Below are 16,477 nucleotides of genomic sequence, written 5' to 3' on the forward strand. Positions count from 1 at the left end.
CGATCGCGCCGTGTCATCCATCGGTTCCCCGCTCGTCCTCGTCGCCGGTCACGGGCGCCTGGTCCGCCGCCTGGTCCGCCGCCTCGCGCGCCGCGCGGGCGGCGGCGGTGCCGGGACGCTTGCGCTCCACCCAGCCCGCCACGTTGCGCTGCCGGGCCCGGGCCACCGCCATCGCGCCGGGTGGCACGTCGTTGGTGATGACCGAGCCGGCCGCGGTGTAGGCGCCGTCGCCGACCACGACCGGGGCGATGAGCATGTTGTCGCTGCCCACCCGGACGTGGTCGCCGATCGTGGTGTGGTGCTTGTCCACGCCGTCGTAGTTCACGAACACGCTGGAGGCCCCGATGTTGCTGCCCTCGCCGATCGTGGCGTCGCCGACGTAGGTCAGGTGCGGCACCTTGGAGCCGTCGCCGAGGCGGGCGTTCTTCATCTCGACGTAGGTGCCGGCCTTGGCCTTGCGGCCGAGCACGGTGCCCGGTCGCAGGTAGGCGTAGGGGCCGACCGAGGCGTCCGGCCCGATCTCGGCGTGGTCGCAGACGGCGTTGCGCACCACCGCGCCGGGGCCGACCGTGGTGTCGGTGAGCGTGCTGGCCGGGCCGACCTGCGCGCCCGCGCCGATCACCGTGGCGCCGTGCAGCTGGGTGCCGGGGTGGACGACGGCGTCGGGCTCGATGCGCACCCCGACGTCCACCCAGGTGGAGGCGGGGTCGATGATCGTCACGCCCGCGCGCATGTGCCCTTCCAGCAGGCGGGCGTTGATCACCTGGCGGGCGGCGGCGAGCTGGACGCGGTCGTTGACGCCCTCGACCTCCACGTGGTCGGCGGCGACGTGGGCGCCCACCCGGTGGCCCTCCTCGCGAAGGATCGACAGCACGTCGGTGAGGTACTCCTCACCTTGGGCGTTGGCGGTGGAGACGCGCTTGACGGCGTCGGCGAGCAGCAGCCCGTCGAAGGCGTAGACGCCGGAGTTCATCTCGCGGACGGCGCGCTGCTCGGGGGAGGCGTCCTTCTCCTCGACGATCGCGAGGACGGCGCCGGTGGTGTCCCGGATGATGCGGCCGTAGCCGGTGGGGTCGGGCACCTCGGCGGTGAGCACCGTGACGGCGTTCCCCTCGGCGGCGTGGGTGGCCAGGAGCTCGGCGAGGGTCTCGGTGCGCAGCAGCGGCGTGTCGCCGTAGGTGACGAGGACCGTTCCCGCGATGGTGCCGACGGTCTCCAGGACGGTGCGGACGGCGTGGCCGGTGCCGTTCTGCTCCTCCTGGACGACGGCGCGGGCGTCCGGGCCGGAGCCGGCCAGATGCGCCTCGACCTGCTCGCGGGCGTGACCGATCACGATGATCAGCCGCTCCGGCGACAGGCCCCGGGCGGCGGCCAGCATGTGGTCGACGAGCGCGCGGCCGCACAGCTCGTGCAGGACCTTGGGGGTGCTGGACTTCATGCGGGTGCCCTCACCTGCGGCGAGGACGATGACGGCGGCCGGGCGCGGCACACTCACGGACTGAGGCTCCCTCGGCGTCGCGGCTGAGACACGGCGGGCGGGCGCGCGGGACACCGCCCGGTCACCCGTCCGACATCGTGAGGATACCCGCCGGGGGCCGGAGGACATCCAGGCCCCCTCCACATATTGGACGTGCGGGGCGCGGCCGTCGGGCTGCGTGATCGGTGTTCCGGCGCCTGGACTCGAACCAGGACAACCCTGCTCCAAAGGCAGGTGGGCTGCCAATTACCCTACGCCGGACCGGTGGGAGGACCTCCCGAACTCGCGGTGACAAGAATACCCACCCCGGCGCCCGCGGCGCTCACCGGAGCGTCCGCGCCGGACGGCCCACGCATGACCGGGCTCACAACGGGCAGGAGGGCTTAGCAGATGCCGGCCCCCTTTCGCAAGGCGTGGAAGCGCCACGGGAAGTCCCGGGAACCGTCATCTTCCCCACATTCCACACTTAGGAATTCCTAACTTACGATGGCGTAGGTTACGGTTACGTAGCCAGAGAGATTCAGCAGTCCGGTTCCGAACCACGTGAGGTTGCCCATGACCGTCGTTGAAGATCGCGCGGCTCAGCCGCCGCCGCCCCGCCCGGATCTCGAGCCCGAGCCGAAGAGCAATTTCGAACGCGTCCTCCTCGTCATCTTCGTGGCGGTCCCGTTCCTCGCGCTCGTCGCCGCGGTGCCCATGGCATGGGGCAGCTTCCTCGGCTGGAGCGATGTCGTCATCGCCACCGTCTTCTATATCTTCACCGGCCTCGGGGTGACCGTGGGCCTGCACCGCTACTTCACGCACGGCTCGTTCAAGGCGAACCGGCCGCTGAAGATCGTGCTCGCCATCGCGGGCAGCATGTCGCTGGAGATGGGCGTCATCGACTGGGTGGCCACCCACCGCCGGCACCACAAGTACTCCGACAAGGAGGGCGACCCGCACTCGCCGTGGCGGTTCGGCAACGACTGGAAGGCGCTGACCAAGGGCCTGCTGTTCGCGCATATCGGCTGGATGTTCTCCTCCGAGCGCACCAACCGCGAGCGGTTCGCCAAGGACCTGCTGAACGACAAGGACGTCCGCCGCATCCACGAGGCCTTCCCGTGGCTGGTCTTCGCCTCCCTGGTGCTGCCCGCCGTGATCGGCGGCCTGGTCACCTGGTCCATCACCGGCGCGCTGACCGCGTTCTTCTGGGGCAGCCTGGTGCGCATCTCGCTGCTGCACCACGTCACCTGGTCGATCAACTCGGTCTGCCACGTCTTCGGCGACGAGGCCTTCGAGGTCCGCGACAAGTCCCGCAACGTGTGGTGGCTGGCCATCCCGTCCTTCGGCGAGTCCTGGCACAACCTGCACCACTCCGACCCGACCCTCGCCCGGCACGGCGCCCTCAAGGGACAGCTCGACCCGAGCGCGCGGGTGATCCGCTGGTTCGAGCAGGCCGGCTGGGCGACCGCCGTGCGGTGGCCCACGCCCGAGCGGCTGGCGGCGAAGCGAGTTGGCTGATCCAGCCTCGCTGTCGGGCCGCCCTCCGGCGGCCCGCATCCCCCTTCCGGCGCAACCCCCCCTGTCAAATAGCGATATAGCAGGCCAAACCGGGACATTGGTGGTTGATCCGCTCCCGGCGCCGGTCATTATTGAACCCATGGCAGAACCCCGCTCACGCGTCCGAATGACCGGCAAGGAGCGACGGGAGCAGCTGGTCCGGATCAGCCGCACGCTGTTCGCCGAGAAGGGTTTCGACGGCACCTCCATCGAGGAGATCGCGGCGAAGGCCAAGGTCTCCAAGCCCGTGGTGTACGAGCACTTCGGCGGCAAGGAGGGCGTCTACGCGGTCGTGGTCGACCGCGAGATGCAGCGCCTGCTCTCCCTGGTGGCCGGGGCGCTGAACGCCGGCCACCCGCGGGTCCGGCTGGAGCGGGCCGCCCTGGCGCTGCTCCAGTACGTCGAGGAGTCCAGCGAGGGGTTCCGCATCCTGGTCCGCGACTCGCACGCGGCCTCCGGCACCGGCACCTTCGCCAGCCTGATCAGCGACATCGCCAGCCAGGTCGAGGACGTGCTGGCCGACCAGTTCGCCGAGCGCGGATACACCCCCACCCTCGCGCCGATGTACGCGCAGATGCTCGTGGGCATGGTGGCGCTGACCGGCCAGTGGTGGCTGGACGCCCGCCGGCCGGACCGCGAGGAGGTGGCGGCGCACCTGGTCAACCTGGCCTGGAACGGCCTGACCGGGCTGGAGCCGCGCCCCGGCCTGACCGCGGCCTCCGTCCGGGCCCGGGCCGGCCTGCCGCCGCCCGGCGAGCCGGCGCCGCGGGCCGGCGAGAAGGAGCTCAAGGAGCTGGAGAAGGCCCGCGAGAAGGAGCTCAAGGACCTCGAGAAGGCCCGGGAGAAGGAGCTCCGGGAGCTGGAGAAGGCCCGCGAGAAGGAGCTCAAGGAGCTGGAGCGGCAGCGCGCCCGCGAGCAGCGCGAGCACGAGAAGCTCGCCAAGGAGCAGGAGAAGCAGCGGGCCCGCGAGCAGCGCGAGCAGGAGCGGCTGGCCCGGGAGCAGGAGCGGGCCAGGCAGCGCGACGAGCGGCTGCGCGAGCAGGCCGGCCCCCGCGAGGCGGCCAACGTGCCGGGTGACCAGCAGGGATGAGCACCCGGGCGGCGGCCAAGTGTTATCTGCCGTTGCCGAAAAGTTAACGTGTCATTCCATCAGGCGGGGCATTTAGGTCATATGTCCGCCGAGGTCCTCCCGATGCCGTCCGAAGAGCCCACCCCGCTGATCACATCGCGGGATCGCTTCCTCAACCGCGAGGAAAGCTGGCTCCACTTCAACGAACGCGTCCTCGATCTCGCCGAGGACCCGAGTGTCCCGCTGCTCGAACGGGCCCGTTATGTGGCGATCTTCGCCAGCAATCTCGACGAGTTCTTCCGGGTCCGGGTGGCCGGCCTGCGCCGCCGGATGGCCACCGGCCTGCTGCGCCGCACCAAGAGCGGGCTCAAGCCGCAGGAGGAGCTGGCCAGGATCGCGGCCGTCGCCGGCGAGCTGGCCCAGCGGCACTCGACCGCCTACCACGAGCTGCTGTGCCCGGAGCTGGCCGGCGTCGGCATCGAGATCGTCCGCTGGGACCAGCTCGACCGGGACGAGCGGGCCGCCATGCGCAAGCTGTTCCGGGAGCGGATCCGCCCGGTGCTCACCCCGCTGGCGGTGGACCCGGCCCATCCCTTCCCCTACATCTCCGGCCTGTCGCTGAACCTCGCCGTCCTGGTGCGCAACCCCGGCACCAAGCACACGGTCTTCGCCCGGGTCAAGCTCCCCCCGCAGCTCCCGCGCTTCGTGACCGCCTCCCCGCACCGCTTCGTGCCGCTGGAGGACGTCATCTCCGCCCATCTCGGGCAGCTGTTCAAGGGCATGGACATCGTGGAGCACCACGCCTTCCGGGTCACCCGCAACGAGGACCTCGACGTGGACGAGGACGTCACCGAGAACCTCATGCAGGCACTGGAGAAGGAGCTGCTGCTGCGGCGGTTCGGCCCGCCGGTGCGCCTGGAGGTCGAGGACACGATCAGCCCGGCCGTGCTGGAGCTGCTGGTCGACGAGCTCGGCGTCTCCGACCACGAGATCTACCGGGTGCCCGGGCCGCTCGACCTCACCGGGCTGAACGCCATCGCCGACCTGGACCGCGGCGAACTCAGCTTCCCGCCGTTCGTACCGGCCGAGGCGGTGCACGCCGACGACGACATCTTCGCGATGCTGCGCGAGCGCGACGTGCTGGTGCACCACCCCTACGACTCGTTCGCCACCAGCGTGCAGCGCTTCATCGAGCAGGCGGCGGCCGACCCGCACGTACTGACCATCAAGCAGACCCTGTACCGGACCAGCGGCGACTCCCCGGTGGTCGACGCGCTGATCGACGCGGCCGAGTCCGGCAAGCAGGTCGTGGTGGTCGTGGAGATCAAGGCCAGGTTCGACGAGCACGCCAACATCTCCTGGGCGCGCAAGCTGGAGCGCGCCGGCTGCCACGTGGTCTACGGCATCATCGGGCTGAAGACCCACGCCAAGCTGGCCCTGGTGGTCCGGCAGGAGCCCTCCGGCGAGCTGCGCCAGTACTGCCACATCGGCACCGGCAACTACAACCCCAAGACCGCGCGGCTGTACGAGGACTTCGGGCTGCTCACCGCCGACCCGACCGTGGGCGAGGACGTCACCGACCTGTTCATGCACCTCACCGGGTACTCCATGCACTCGGAGTACCGCCGGCTGCTGGTCGCCCCGCACTCGCTGCGCGACGGGCTGCTCGCCCGGATCGAGCGGGAGATCGAGCACCACCGGGCCGGCCGGCCCGCCCGGATCAGGATGAAGACCAACTCGCTGGTGGACGAGCCGGTCATCGACGCGCTCTACGCGGCGTCCAACGCCGGCGTGCCGGTCGACCTGTGGGTGCGCGGCGTGTGTACGCTGCGTCCAGGCATCCCGGGCCTGTCGGAGCACATCCGGGTGCGCAGCGTCCTCGGCCGGTTCCTGGAGCACTCCCGCATCTACGAGTTCGGCGGCCCGCGCCGCCCGGAGATCTGGATCGGCAGCGCCGACCTGATGCGCCGCAACCTGGAGCGCCGGGTGGAGGCGCTGGTGAAGGTCACCAGCCCCGAGCACCGCGCGTACCTGTCGGAGTTGTTCGACCTCGCGATGGCCGACACCACCAGCAGCTGGTGGCTGGCCGGCGACGGCGGCTGGGAGCGCCACCACCGCGGCCCGGACGGCGAGCCGCTCACGGACCTGCAGTCACACCTGATCGGCAAGCGCCGCTGGAGGACCATCGATGGCTGAACCCGCGGCGGGGGCCGCACCGGCGGAACCCGCGATCCGGTCGGCCGGCGCGGTCGTCTGGCGCGGCGACCCGCGCGATCCGGAGATCGTGCTGATCCACCGGCCCAGGTACGACGACTGGTCGTTCCCCAAGGGCAAGCTGCTGCCGGGCGAGCACCGGGTGACGGCCGCGCTGCGCGAGGTGGCCGAGGAGACCGGCCTGCGCGTCGTACTCGGCCGCCCGCTCCCCCCGGCGCGCTACCTGGTCGACGGGCTGCCGAAACAGGTGGACTACTGGGTGGCCCGGGTCGCCGAGGACGCCCCGCACCTGCCGTCCGACGAGGTGGACCGGATCGAGTGGGTGCCGGTGGCCGAGGCCGCCACCCGGCTGCGGCTGGACTGGGACCGGGCGACGCTGGACCGGCTGCGGGCCGCGCCGCTCGACACCTGGCCGATGGCGGTGGTCCGGCACGCGCGGGCCGGCTCCCGGGAGAAGTGGTCCGGCGACGACGACCTGCGCCCGCTGGACGACCGCGGCCGGGCCCAGGCGGCGGCGATCGCCGGTGTGCTCGCCGGATACCGGCCGCGGTCGCTGGTCAGCTCGCCGAGCCTGCGCTGCGTGCAGACCCTTACGCCGTACGCCGCCCGGCACGGCCTCGGCGTCCGCACCGAACGCGTCTACACCGAGACCGAGTACGAGCCGGACGCCGCGCTGGACCTCACGCTGTCGCTGCTGGACGCGGGCGGGCCGGCCGCGCTGTGCGGCCACGGCAAGGTGCTGCCCGACCTGGTCGCCGGCGTGCTGCGCGAGCGCGCCGGCGACGGCGAGGCCGAGTTCCACCTGCCCAAGGGCGGCGTCGCCGTCCTGCACCACGCCGCCGGCCGCGTCGTCGCCGTCGAACGGCACCTCACCTGACGCCACCGACCGTCCGAACCTGATCGGCCGGCCGAACTCGGCCAGCAGAACTCGGCCTCGGCGCCGGTCTCGCTCCGGCCGGTCACCGGCACCCGTCACCGGCACCGGCTACCGGCACCGCACGCCGGCCCGGCCGGCCGCACCCGGTGACGGTCCACGGCGGCGCCCGGCTCAGCCCGCGCCGGGACGGGTGGCGGCGTCCCGGGCGAGCAGGGCGGCCTGGACCCGGTTGGCGCAACCCAGCTTGGCGAGCACCCGGCTGACGTAGGTCTTGACGGTGGTCTCGCTGGTCCGCAGCCGCCGGCCGATCTCGGCGTTGGACAGTCCCTCGGCGACCAGGGCCAGCACCTGCGACTCGCGGGCGGTCAGCGCCGACAGCCGATCGGCGGCCTCCCGGGCGCGCCGCGCCGCCGCACCGCCCGCCATGCCGGTCATGCCGGTCATGTCGGTCATGTCGGTCGCCGCCCCCGACGTGCCGGTCACCGCCCCGGACGTGCCCGTCCTGCCCGTCACCGCCCCGGACGTGCCCGTCACCACGCCCGTCGTGCCGGCCGTGCCCGTCCCCGCCCCGGACGTGCCGGTCGCGCCGGGCACCATGCCGAGGACCAGCCGGGTCACCGCCGGCGACAGGAACGCCTCGCCCTGATGCGCCGCGCGGACCGCGCGGACCAGCTCGTCCGGCGCGCAGTTCTTCAGCACGAACCCGGCGGCGCCGTGCCGCAGCGCCCGCCGGACGTTCGGCTCGGTGCCGAACGCGGTCAGCATCACCGCCCGCACCCCGGGCGCGCGGCGGCCCAGCTCCGCCAGCACCTCCAGCCCGTCCAGCAGCGGCATGTTCACGTCCAGCAGCGCCACGTCGGCGCGGTGCCGGACGGCCTCGGCCACCGCGGCCCGGCCGTCGGCGGCCTGCGCGACGACCTCGATGCCGGGCGCGGCGGCGAGCACCGCCCGGATGCCCTCGACGATCAGCGGCTCGTCGTCGGCCACCAGTACGCGGATCATCGGAGGCCCATCAGCATGCCGGCGGGCAGCAGCCCGAACATCAGCAGCGCGGCCGCCACCCCGGCGAGCGCCACCCGGGTGTTGCCGGCCAGGGTGGCCACCGGCGGATCCTCCGCCGGGGACGGCGCGCCGGCCGGAAGCATGGCCGGAAGCATGGCCGACAGCCGGAAATCGTCGCCGTCCGGGCCGTGCCGCAGCAGCCCGCCCGCCGCCCGCACCCGCTCCCCCAGCCCGGCCAGCCCGTACCCGGCCGCTTCCCCGGTGCGGCGCCCGACCGGGTCGCCGGCCGCGCCCCCGGTGCCGAGCCGGGCACCGTCCGCACGCCCGGCGGGGTCCCCGATCGCGTCCCCGGCCGGGCCGGCCGGTGGGAGTGGGTTGGTGACGGTGACCAGCAGGGCGTCCGGGTCCCACTCGGCCCGCACGACGACCGGCCGTCCGGGGGCGTGCTTGACGGCGTTGGTGAGCCCCTCCTCCACCACCCGGTACGCGGCGTGCCCGGCGGCCGGCGGCAGCGGGAAGCGCGGCCCGCTCTCCCGAAGCTCCACCGGCACCCCGGCGGTACGGAAGCCCGCCACCAGCGCGCCGATCTCCCCGGCGCCGGGCACCGCACCCCGGTCGTCCTCGGCGCGCAGCGTGCCGACCAGCTCCTGCAGCTCGTCCATCGCCTCGCGCACCGTGCCCGCCAGCCGGCGCACCGCGCGCGAATGCTCCGGCGGCAGCGCGGACACCTCCAGCGCCGCGGCCTGCACCGAGGCCAGGCTGAGCCGGTGGCCGAGCGAGTCGTGCACGTCGCGGGCGATGCGCAGCCGCTCGGCCAGGCGCTCCTGCTCGGCCAGCAGCTCTCGCCGGCGGACCAGCTCGCGGTTGCGTTCGGCCAGCGCCGACATCAGGCGCTCCTGCTGGGCGAGGTACCGCCCGACCAGCAGCGGCAACGCCACGAAGATCAGATAGCCGGCGACCAGCGGCGACTCCGACCCCCGGGCGGCCGGTGCGAACATGATGAAGGCCGTCGCGGTGCCCACCGCCGCGCCGGCGGCCCCGGCGAAACCCGCGCGGGACACCACCGCGCGGCCGGCCCGGTAGGACGTCCACAACATCACGATGTGGCCGCGGCCGGTCAGCGCGGCCAGCGCCAGCGCCACCACCAGCCCGGCGAGCGGCATCCGTGGCCCGGCGGCGGCACCGAGCGCGGCGGCCGCCGCCGCGGCGAGGACGTACCCGGCGAGGACGAGCGGCGCCGGCCCGCCACCGGGATGGGCGAGCGCGAACAGCGCGATGTCGCCGGCCGCGGCGGCGACCGGCGCCAGGACGCGGCGTACCCCCGGTGGTCGGCCCAGGGACGGCATCATCCGGCGGTTCAGGAGGCGGCGTGGCATCGGCACCCCTCCATGCTCGCCCGCCATCCCCCGCTCCGGTGCCCGATCACCTGACTTTCCGGACTTCGTACCGGGGCCGGCTGCTCGCCGCCGGCGCACCGCCACCCCGGTGCGGCGGGCCGGGCAGGAGCCTCGCACCGCGCGGATCCCGGCGCCGGATCGGCCGCCTCGATACTCCACGAGCTGCCGGTGGTGTTGTGCCGCACTCGGCGGCGGGGCTATACAGGTCGCGTGACAGAGAGATCGGCGGCCCGCCCCGCCCTCCCGCAGATCACCGATCGGCAGGCCTGGCAGGCCAGGATCGACGAGTTGAGGCTCAAGGAGAAGGCCCACACCAGGGCCGGGGACGCGCTCGCCGCCGAACGCCGCCGGCTGCCGATGGTCGAGGTCGACCCGCGCACCCCGCTGATCGGCTCCGGCGGCCCGGTGCCGTTGATCGACGTCTTCGACGGCCGGTCGCAGCTGATCGCCTACTTCCAGATGTGGCACACCGGCCGGCCCGCGGCCGAGCAGTGCGTGGGCTGCACCTTCTCCACCAGCCACATCAACGAGCTGTCCTACCTGCACTCGCGGGACGTGAGCTACGCCACCTTCTGCCAGGGACCGTACGAGGAGAGCTCCCGCTACCGCGACTTCATGGGCTGGACGATCCCCTGGTACTCGGTGCCGCCGGAGTCGGTGGACCGGCTGGTCGCCGGCCGGCACTTCGGCATCCTGGTCAGCTACCTCCGGGACGGCGACCAGGTCTACGAGACCTACTGGACCACCGGCCGCGGCAACGAGGTGATGGCGCCGTCCTACGGACTGCTGGACCGGACCGCCTACGGCCGGCAGGAGTTCTGGGAGGACTCCCCGCCGGGGTGGCCCCAGCACTGGGACTCCCTGGGCGGCCAGTTCAGCCAGGACGGCCGCCCCACCGCCCAGTGGTCCCGCCTCAAGGCCGGCCACGACGACGACCTCGGCACTTCCCCCGCCGGCCACCCACCCCACCACCACTGACCGGGCACCACCGACCGGTCCGGACGCCCCGGTGGGTTCCCGCGGAACGGGGGCGATCGCTCGGCGGCGGTCGGACAGCGATATGGCGGACCTCGCGGCACCCCGGCCACGCCGTCCGCTGCGGGGTGGATGTTCACTTTGGTGGACGGACGCGGTCACTTTCGGGGGCTGCGCCCACGCAGGGGCGTTCCTAGCGTGGGCCCGGTGATCGAAGTTCGCGAACTGACCAAGAGATACGGGGACACCGTCGCGGTGGACGGGCTGTCGTTCACCGTGCGGCCGGGCCGGGTGACCGGGTTCCTCGGTCCGAACGGGGCGGGGAAGACCACCACGATGCGCATGGTGCTGGGCCTGGACCGGCCGGCGGCCGGCCGGGCGCTGGTGGACGGCCGGCCCTACCGCGAGCACGCCCGGCCGCTGTGCCGGGCCGGCGCACTGCTGGACGGGCGCGGCCTGCACCCCGGCCGCAGCGCGTACGCCCACCTGCTGTGGCTGGCGCGCAGCAATGGGATCGCCCGGTCCCGGGTCGGCGAGGTGCTGGCGCTGACCGGGCTGTCCGGCGTCGCCCGGCGCCGGGCCGGCGGGTTCTCCCTCGGGATGACCCAGCGGCTGGGCATCGCCGCCGCGCTGCTCGGCGACCCGCCGGTGCTGCTGTTCGACGAGCCGGTCAACGGCCTGGACCCCGACGGCGTCCGGTGGATCCGCACTTTGATGAAGGATCTGGCCGCCGAGGGCCGCACCGTGCTGGTCTCCAGCCACATGATGGCCGAGACCGCGCTCACCGCCGACCACCTGGTGGTGATCGCCCGGGGCCGGCTGCTCGCCGACGCCCCGGTACCGGAGTTCATCCGGGCGAACTCGCGGCCGCGCACGGTGATCCGCACTCCCGAGCCGGGCCGGATGCGGGCCGCGCTGGCCGCGGCGGGGTTCGAGGTGACCGAGGGCCCGGACGGTGCCCTGGAGGCGCACGGCGCCGAGCCGGCGGCGGTGGGCGAGCTGGCCGCGGCGCGCGGCCTGGTGGTGCACGAGGTGGGCGCTCGGCAGGCGTCGCTGGAGGAGGCGTTCATGCGGCTCACCGCGGACCTGACGGAGTACCGGGGCGGGGGCGCGCGGTGATCGGTAGTGCGTTGCGCGGTGCGGTGCTCGCCGAGTGGACCAAGTTCAGTACCGTCCGGTCGACCTGGTGGGCGCTGGGGGCCACCGTCGTGCTGTCCGCCGCGCTCGGATACCTGGTCGCGCTGAGCCTGGGCGGCGGGCGGGCGCGGGGCGCGTTCGACCCGCTGTTCGCCGCCTTCTACGGGCTCACCCTGGCCCAGCTCGCCCTGGTGACGTTCGGGGTGACCGCGGTGGGCGCGGAGTACTCCGCGGGGACGATCCGGGCCTCGCTGGCGGCGGTGCCACGCCGCGGGGTGTTCTACGCGGGCAAGGTGCTCGCGGTGGCGCTGCCGGCGGCGGGCGTCTCGGCGGTGGCCGCGGTGGCCGCGTTCCTGGCCGCGCAACCGGCGCTCGGGCCGCGCGGGGTCGGTCTCGGCGCTCCCGGGACCGTCGAGGCGCTGGTCGGCGGATGTGCCTATCTCACCCTGATCTGCCTGTTCGCCACCGGGGTGACCACGATGCTGCGCGGTTCGGCCCGCGCGCTCGGCATCCTGATGCCGCTGCTGTTCCTCGGCTCGCAGGGGCTGGGCAACATGCCGCAGCTCAAGCCGGTCATGCAGTATCTGCCGGACCAGCTCGGCATGGTGATCATCCATGTGTCCGGGCCGCCGGACGATCCCCGGTGGGCGCGCGCCTACGGTCCGTGGACCGGGCTCGCCCTGCTCGTGGTCTGGGTCACCGCCGCGCTGGTCGGCGGCTATCTGGTGTTGCGCCGCCGCGACGCGTGACGCCCGGACGGATGGCATCATGTGAGGCGTTCTGTGCACTGATGCCGTCCGGGAGGTGGGTTCCGGGTGTACGCCCGCAAACCGGTCGCAGGGTGGCGGAGATGATCCGGGTGCTGCTGGTCGACGATCAGGCCCTGATCCGCACCGGCTTCCGCATGATCCTCGGTGCCCAGCCGGACATCTCGGTGGTGGGCGAGGCAGCCGACGGCGCCGAGGCCGCGGCCCGGGCGGCCGAGTTGACGCCGGACGTGGTGCTGATGGACATCCAGATGCCGGGGGTGAACGGGGTCGCCGCGACCGAGCGGATCGCCGAGCGCTCGCCCGCCACCCGGGTGCTGGTGCTCACCACGTTCGATCTGGACGAGTACGTGGTCGCCGCGCTGCGCGCCGGGGCGTCGGGGTTCCTCACCAAGGACATCGCCCCGGAGGACTTGGTGGACGCGGTCCGGGTGGTGCACCGGGGGGAGGCGGTGGTCACCCCCCGGCTGCTGACCCGGCTGATCGGCACCCTGATCGGCCCGGCGCCGAGCGTCGCGAAGAGCGCCGCGGCGGGCCTGCTGGACCGGCTGACCGAGCGGGAACGGGAGGTGCTGCTGCTCATCGCCCGGGGCCGGGCCAACGCCGAGATAGCGGCCGAGCTCGGGCTCAGCGGCTCCACGGTGAAGAACCACGTCACCAGCGTGTTCGCCAAGATCGGTGCTCGGGACCGCGCGCAGGCCGTGATCGTCGCCTACGAGTCCGGCCTGGTCGCCCTGCCCGGCTAGCGCCGCCGTCCCGCACCGCCGGGCTGGCGCCGCCCGTCCCGCGCCGCCCGGCACCGCCCGCCGGCACCGCCCGCCGGCGATGTCCCGCCCCGGCGTAGGCCCCAGGTCCGACCCGGCGGCGCGGTATAGGACCCTGGTCCCCCTCCGGGAACGTCCTGTGGCCGGATGGCCGCCGCGCCGGTCGCTGCCATCGTGGAGGCATGACAACGATCCACGTGAACGACCTCACGAAGGTCTACGGCAGGACGACGGCGGTCGCCGGCCTGTCGTTCACGGTGCGCCCGGGGATGGTGACGGGCTTCCTCGGGCCGAACGGCGCCGGAAAATCGACCACGATGCGGGTGATCCTCGGGCTGGACCGGCCCACCTCCGGAACCGTCCTGGTGGACGGGAAGCCGTACCGGGAGCTGCGCGACCCGCTGCGCACGGTCGGCGCGCTGATCGACGCCAAGGCGGTGCACGGCGGGCGCAGCGCGCACGATCATCTGCTGTGCCTGGCGCAGAGCAACGGGATCCCGGCCCGCCGGGTACGCGAGGTGCTCGCCATGGTCGGGCTGACCGAGGTCGCCCGCCGGCGGGTCGGCGGCTTCTCGCTCGGCATGGGCCAGCGGCTCGGCATCGCCGCCGCGCTGCTCGGCGACCCGCCGGTGCTGATGTTCGACGAGCCGGTGAACGGGCTCGACCCGGAGGGGATCTTGTGGATCCGCACCTTCATGCGGAGCCTGGCCGCCGAGGGCCGCACCGTCTTCGTGTCCAGCCACCTGATGAGCGAGATGGCGCAGACCGCCGACCACCTCATCGTGATCGGCCGCGGCCGGGTGCTCGCCGACCTGCCGATGGAGGCGTTCATCCAGGGCAGCGCGCGCGCCCACGTGCTGGTCCGCTCGCCGCGGGCCGCCGAGCTGGCCACGATGCTGACCGGCCAGGGCGCCGGTGTCGACCCGGCCGGCGACGGGCTGCGGGTCACCGGGCTGACCGCCGCGCGGATCGGCGAGCTGGCCTGCGCGGCCGGGCTGGCCCTGCACGAGCTCGCCGACCAGCGGCCCACCCTGGAGGCGGCCTACATGGATCTCACCAAGGACAGCGTCGAGTACGAGGCGGTGGCGTCATGACGGAAACCCGGCTCTCCCCCGCGCCGGGTGCGGCGCCTCCGGTCCGCCGCACCTCGGCCCTCGGCACCGCGGGCAACCTGCTCCGCTCGGAGTGGACCAAGCTCCGCTCGGTGCGTTCGACGGTCTGGACGCTGCTCATCACCGTAGTGATCATGATCGGTGCGGCCGCGCTGGCCGCCTCGGCCACCTCCGGCGGTGACGGGAACGGCATGCCCACCGCGGACCGCGTACTGCTCGGCGCCTCGTTCGCCCAGCTCGCCATCGTCGCGCTCGGGGTACTGACGATCAGCGCGGAGTACCGCACCGGCATGATCCGCACCACCTTCACCGCGGCGCCGCGCCGGGCCGGCGTACTGGCCGCCAAGGCGGCGGTGTTCGCCGGGACGGTCCTGGTGACCGGCCTGGTAGCGGCGTTCGGCGCCTTCTTCATCGGCCAGGCGATCCTGGGCGGCAAGGGCCTGGAGCTGTCGCTCGGGCAGCCGGAGGCGGTGCGCGCCGTGGTGGGCGCCGCCCTCTACCTGACGGTGACCGGCCTGATCGGGCTCGGGCTCGGCACGCTGATCCGGCACACCGCCGGGGCGATCACCACGGCGGTCGCGCTGCTGTTCATCCTGCCGCCGCTGGTGGCGGCGCTGCCCGGCGAGTGGGGGCAGACGTTCAGCCGGTACTTCCTGTCCAACGCGGGCAGCCGGGTGATGGTCACCCGGGTGAACGAGGACCTGCTGGGGCCGTGGGCCGGGTTCGGCGTCTACTGCCTGTGGTGCGCGGTGATCGCGGCCGCCGGCCTGGTCCTGCTGCGCCGCCGCGACGTGTGAGCGCGGCGGCGAGCCGGCGCGGCACACCTTCACCGGCACACTCTCACCGGCACTCCCTCACCGGCGCCCCTTCACCGGCACCCCCTCACCGGCTCGGCCTGCCCGAGCCGAGGCCGGCGAGGTCACCTCCATCGCCCGGCCGCCGCGGGGGCCGGCCGGGACGGCCGCGGGTGGTGCGGCGGTCAGCCGCCACCTCGGCCCGGAGGGCGCGGCGAGGCGGCGAGGCGGGGGGGAGCGGTCAACCGGTGACCTCCGCCCACACCTCGGGGAACCGTTGGTGGGAGCGCTCGGCCGCCGCGCGCTCCAGCCCGGCCAGCACGCCGTAGGTGAAGGTGTCCTCGCCGGCCGCCCGGGCCCGCCCGGCCTCCTCCACCAGGATCTGCTGGGCCACCACGCCGTCCTGGTACTCGCCGAGCACCTTCTGCACGGTCTTGGCGCGCCTGGCCATCGCGGCCGCCTCGGCGCCGAGTGGGCCGGCCAGCGCCTCGGCGGTGTAGCGGGCCCGCTTGGCCGCCTTGCGCACGTCGTGCATCGCGATCTCGCGGCGCGCGGCGTCCTCAATGGCCCGCGCGGCCGCGTACCGCCGCTCGACCCGGCGCCACTCCTTTCGCAGGATCTTCGGCAGCGCCGCACCGGCCGGGCGGGCGGCGAGCGGGGCGAGCGGCGGCCGGAGGATCATCGCGTCCAGCCGGTCGAGCAGGGCGTGGTAGCGGTCGCCGCTCATCGCCTCGTGCGCGCGGGCCAGCGCCGCCCGCTCGCGTTCGGCCAGGTCGCCGCCGAGGCGCTCGCGGACCGGCGGCACCACCAGGGTCTCGTCCAGGCCGGCCAGCGACCCGGCGAACCTCTCCCGGATGACCTCCAGGTCCCGGGCCTCGCCGAGCACGCCGGCGATCCATTTCAGCTCATCCTGCAGCGCGCCGGTCTCCGGCACCACGGCGGCGAAGGACTTCAGCGCGCTGCGCAGCCGGCGGCTCGCCACGCGCATCTGGTGGACGGCGTCCGGTCCGGCGCGGCGCACCTGCGGGTCCTGGGCGTACAGCGCGTCGACCTGGGCCCTGAGGTAGTCGTAGACGACCTGCCCGGCGGTGCCCGCCGGGGGCCCGACCGGCGGTCCGGCGGCCGGCACCAGCGGGCCGAGCAGGCGGGCCAGCTTGCTGCCGGTGGCGGCCGGCGTCGCGCCGGCCGCGCGCAGCGCCTTGCCGGCCCGGCGGAGCAGCTTGGCGTCCCCCTCGGCCAGCTCCACCTCGATCTCGCGCCAGCGCTCGACGCGCCGGTCCGCGTCGCCGGCCGCGGCGAGCACGGTGCCCCGGACCCGGTCGTCGGCCACCTCGGCCAGCGGACGTCCGGCGG

Annotated in this window: 14 protein-coding genes and 1 tRNA gene; 10 read left to right on the forward strand and 5 right to left on the reverse strand. The window is 73.9% G+C overall.

Features of this window, described 5'->3' with window-relative positions:
• Nucleotides 1-13 precede the first annotated feature (13 nt).
• Complete coding sequence (glmU, locus tag Sru01_RS14375; protein ID WP_203984956.1) at nucleotides 14-1,495, reverse strand: bifunctional UDP-N-acetylglucosamine diphosphorylase/glucosamine-1-phosphate N-acetyltransferase GlmU; 1,482 nt, start codon at nucleotides 1,493-1,495, stop codon at nucleotides 14-16.
• Nucleotides 1,496-1,665: 170 nt separating this feature from the next.
• Nucleotides 1,666-1,738 (reverse strand) — tRNA-Gln (locus Sru01_RS14380).
• A 294-nt stretch (nucleotides 1,739-2,032) separates the two neighbouring features.
• Here Sru01_RS14380 and Sru01_RS14385 point away from each other — a divergent pair.
• The 4 genes from Sru01_RS14385 (at nucleotide 2,033) to Sru01_RS14400 (ending at nucleotide 7,176) form a co-directional block, all read left to right on the forward strand.
• A complete protein-coding gene (locus Sru01_RS14385) occupies nucleotides 2,033-2,977 on the forward strand; it encodes an acyl-CoA desaturase (RefSeq protein ID WP_203984957.1) in 945 nt (314 codons plus the stop codon).
• 139 nt (nucleotides 2,978-3,116) lie between these two features.
• Nucleotides 3,117-4,106 carry a TetR/AcrR family transcriptional regulator gene (locus Sru01_RS14390; protein ID WP_239137415.1) on the forward strand — a complete coding sequence of 330 codons (990 nt, stop codon included), beginning with the start codon at nucleotides 3,117-3,119 and terminating at the stop codon, nucleotides 4,104-4,106.
• Between the two features lie 102 nt (nucleotides 4,107-4,208).
• Nucleotides 4,209-6,281, forward strand: a complete 2,073-nt coding sequence (locus tag Sru01_RS14395) for an RNA degradosome polyphosphate kinase (RefSeq protein ID WP_239137416.1) — start codon at nucleotides 4,209-4,211, stop codon at nucleotides 6,279-6,281.
• The gene (locus tag Sru01_RS14400; RefSeq protein ID WP_203984959.1) at nucleotides 6,274-7,176 is read left to right on the forward strand and encodes an NUDIX hydrolase; all 903 of its coding nucleotides are present in this window, start codon (nucleotides 6,274-6,276) and stop codon (nucleotides 7,174-7,176) included. The genes Sru01_RS14395 and Sru01_RS14400 overlap by 8 nt, the downstream gene beginning before the upstream one ends.
• A 171-nt stretch (nucleotides 7,177-7,347) precedes the next feature.
• Here the strand turns inward: Sru01_RS14400 and Sru01_RS35590 are convergent, their stop codons facing one another.
• A complete protein-coding gene (locus tag Sru01_RS35590; RefSeq protein WP_239137417.1) occupies nucleotides 7,348-8,178 on the reverse strand; it encodes a response regulator transcription factor in 831 nt (276 codons plus the stop codon).
• The gene (locus tag Sru01_RS14415; RefSeq protein WP_203984961.1) at nucleotides 8,175-9,554 is read right to left on the reverse strand and encodes a sensor histidine kinase; all 1,380 of its coding nucleotides are present in this window, start codon (nucleotides 9,552-9,554) and stop codon (nucleotides 8,175-8,177) included. The genes Sru01_RS35590 and Sru01_RS14415 overlap by 4 nt, the downstream gene beginning before the upstream one ends.
• 231 nt (nucleotides 9,555-9,785) lie before the next feature.
• On the opposite strand from Sru01_RS14415, the gene Sru01_RS14420 reads away from it, so the two are divergent.
• From Sru01_RS14420 to Sru01_RS14445, 6 genes are all read left to right on the forward strand, one after another.
• A complete protein-coding gene (locus Sru01_RS14420; RefSeq protein ID WP_203984962.1) occupies nucleotides 9,786-10,553 on the forward strand; it encodes a DUF899 family protein in 768 nt (255 codons plus the stop codon).
• Nucleotides 10,554-10,757: 204 nt separating this feature from the next.
• On the forward strand, nucleotides 10,758-11,669 hold the full coding sequence (locus Sru01_RS14425; RefSeq protein WP_203984963.1) for an ABC transporter ATP-binding protein: 912 nt from the start codon (nucleotides 10,758-10,760) through the stop codon (nucleotides 11,667-11,669).
• On the forward strand, nucleotides 11,666-12,436 hold the full coding sequence (locus Sru01_RS14430; RefSeq protein ID WP_203984964.1) for an ABC transporter permease subunit: 771 nt from the start codon (nucleotides 11,666-11,668) through the stop codon (nucleotides 12,434-12,436). The genes Sru01_RS14425 and Sru01_RS14430 overlap by 4 nt, the downstream gene beginning before the upstream one ends.
• Before the next feature lie 101 nt (nucleotides 12,437-12,537).
• Entirely contained in the window at nucleotides 12,538-13,200 is a 663-nt protein-coding gene (locus Sru01_RS14435; protein WP_203984965.1) for a response regulator, read from the forward strand.
• A gap of 200 nt (nucleotides 13,201-13,400) precedes the next feature.
• Complete coding sequence (locus tag Sru01_RS14440; RefSeq protein ID WP_203984966.1) at nucleotides 13,401-14,312, forward strand: ABC transporter ATP-binding protein; 912 nt, start codon at nucleotides 13,401-13,403, stop codon at nucleotides 14,310-14,312.
• Nucleotides 14,309-15,127 carry an ABC transporter permease gene (locus tag Sru01_RS14445; RefSeq protein WP_203984968.1) on the forward strand — a complete coding sequence of 273 codons (819 nt, stop codon included), beginning with the start codon at nucleotides 14,309-14,311 and terminating at the stop codon, nucleotides 15,125-15,127. The genes Sru01_RS14440 and Sru01_RS14445 overlap by 4 nt, the downstream gene beginning before the upstream one ends.
• Nucleotides 15,128-15,365: 238 nt before the next feature.
• Here Sru01_RS14445 and Sru01_RS14450 read toward each other — a convergent pair.
• Nucleotides 15,366-16,477: CYTH and CHAD domain-containing protein (locus tag Sru01_RS14450; protein WP_203984969.1), on the reverse strand; the 1,112-nt coding region annotated here is incomplete at its 5' end.

This window comes from Sphaerisporangium rufum, assembly GCF_016863395.1.
GTDB lineage: Bacteria > Actinomycetota > Actinomycetes > Streptosporangiales > Streptosporangiaceae > Sphaerisporangium > Sphaerisporangium rufum.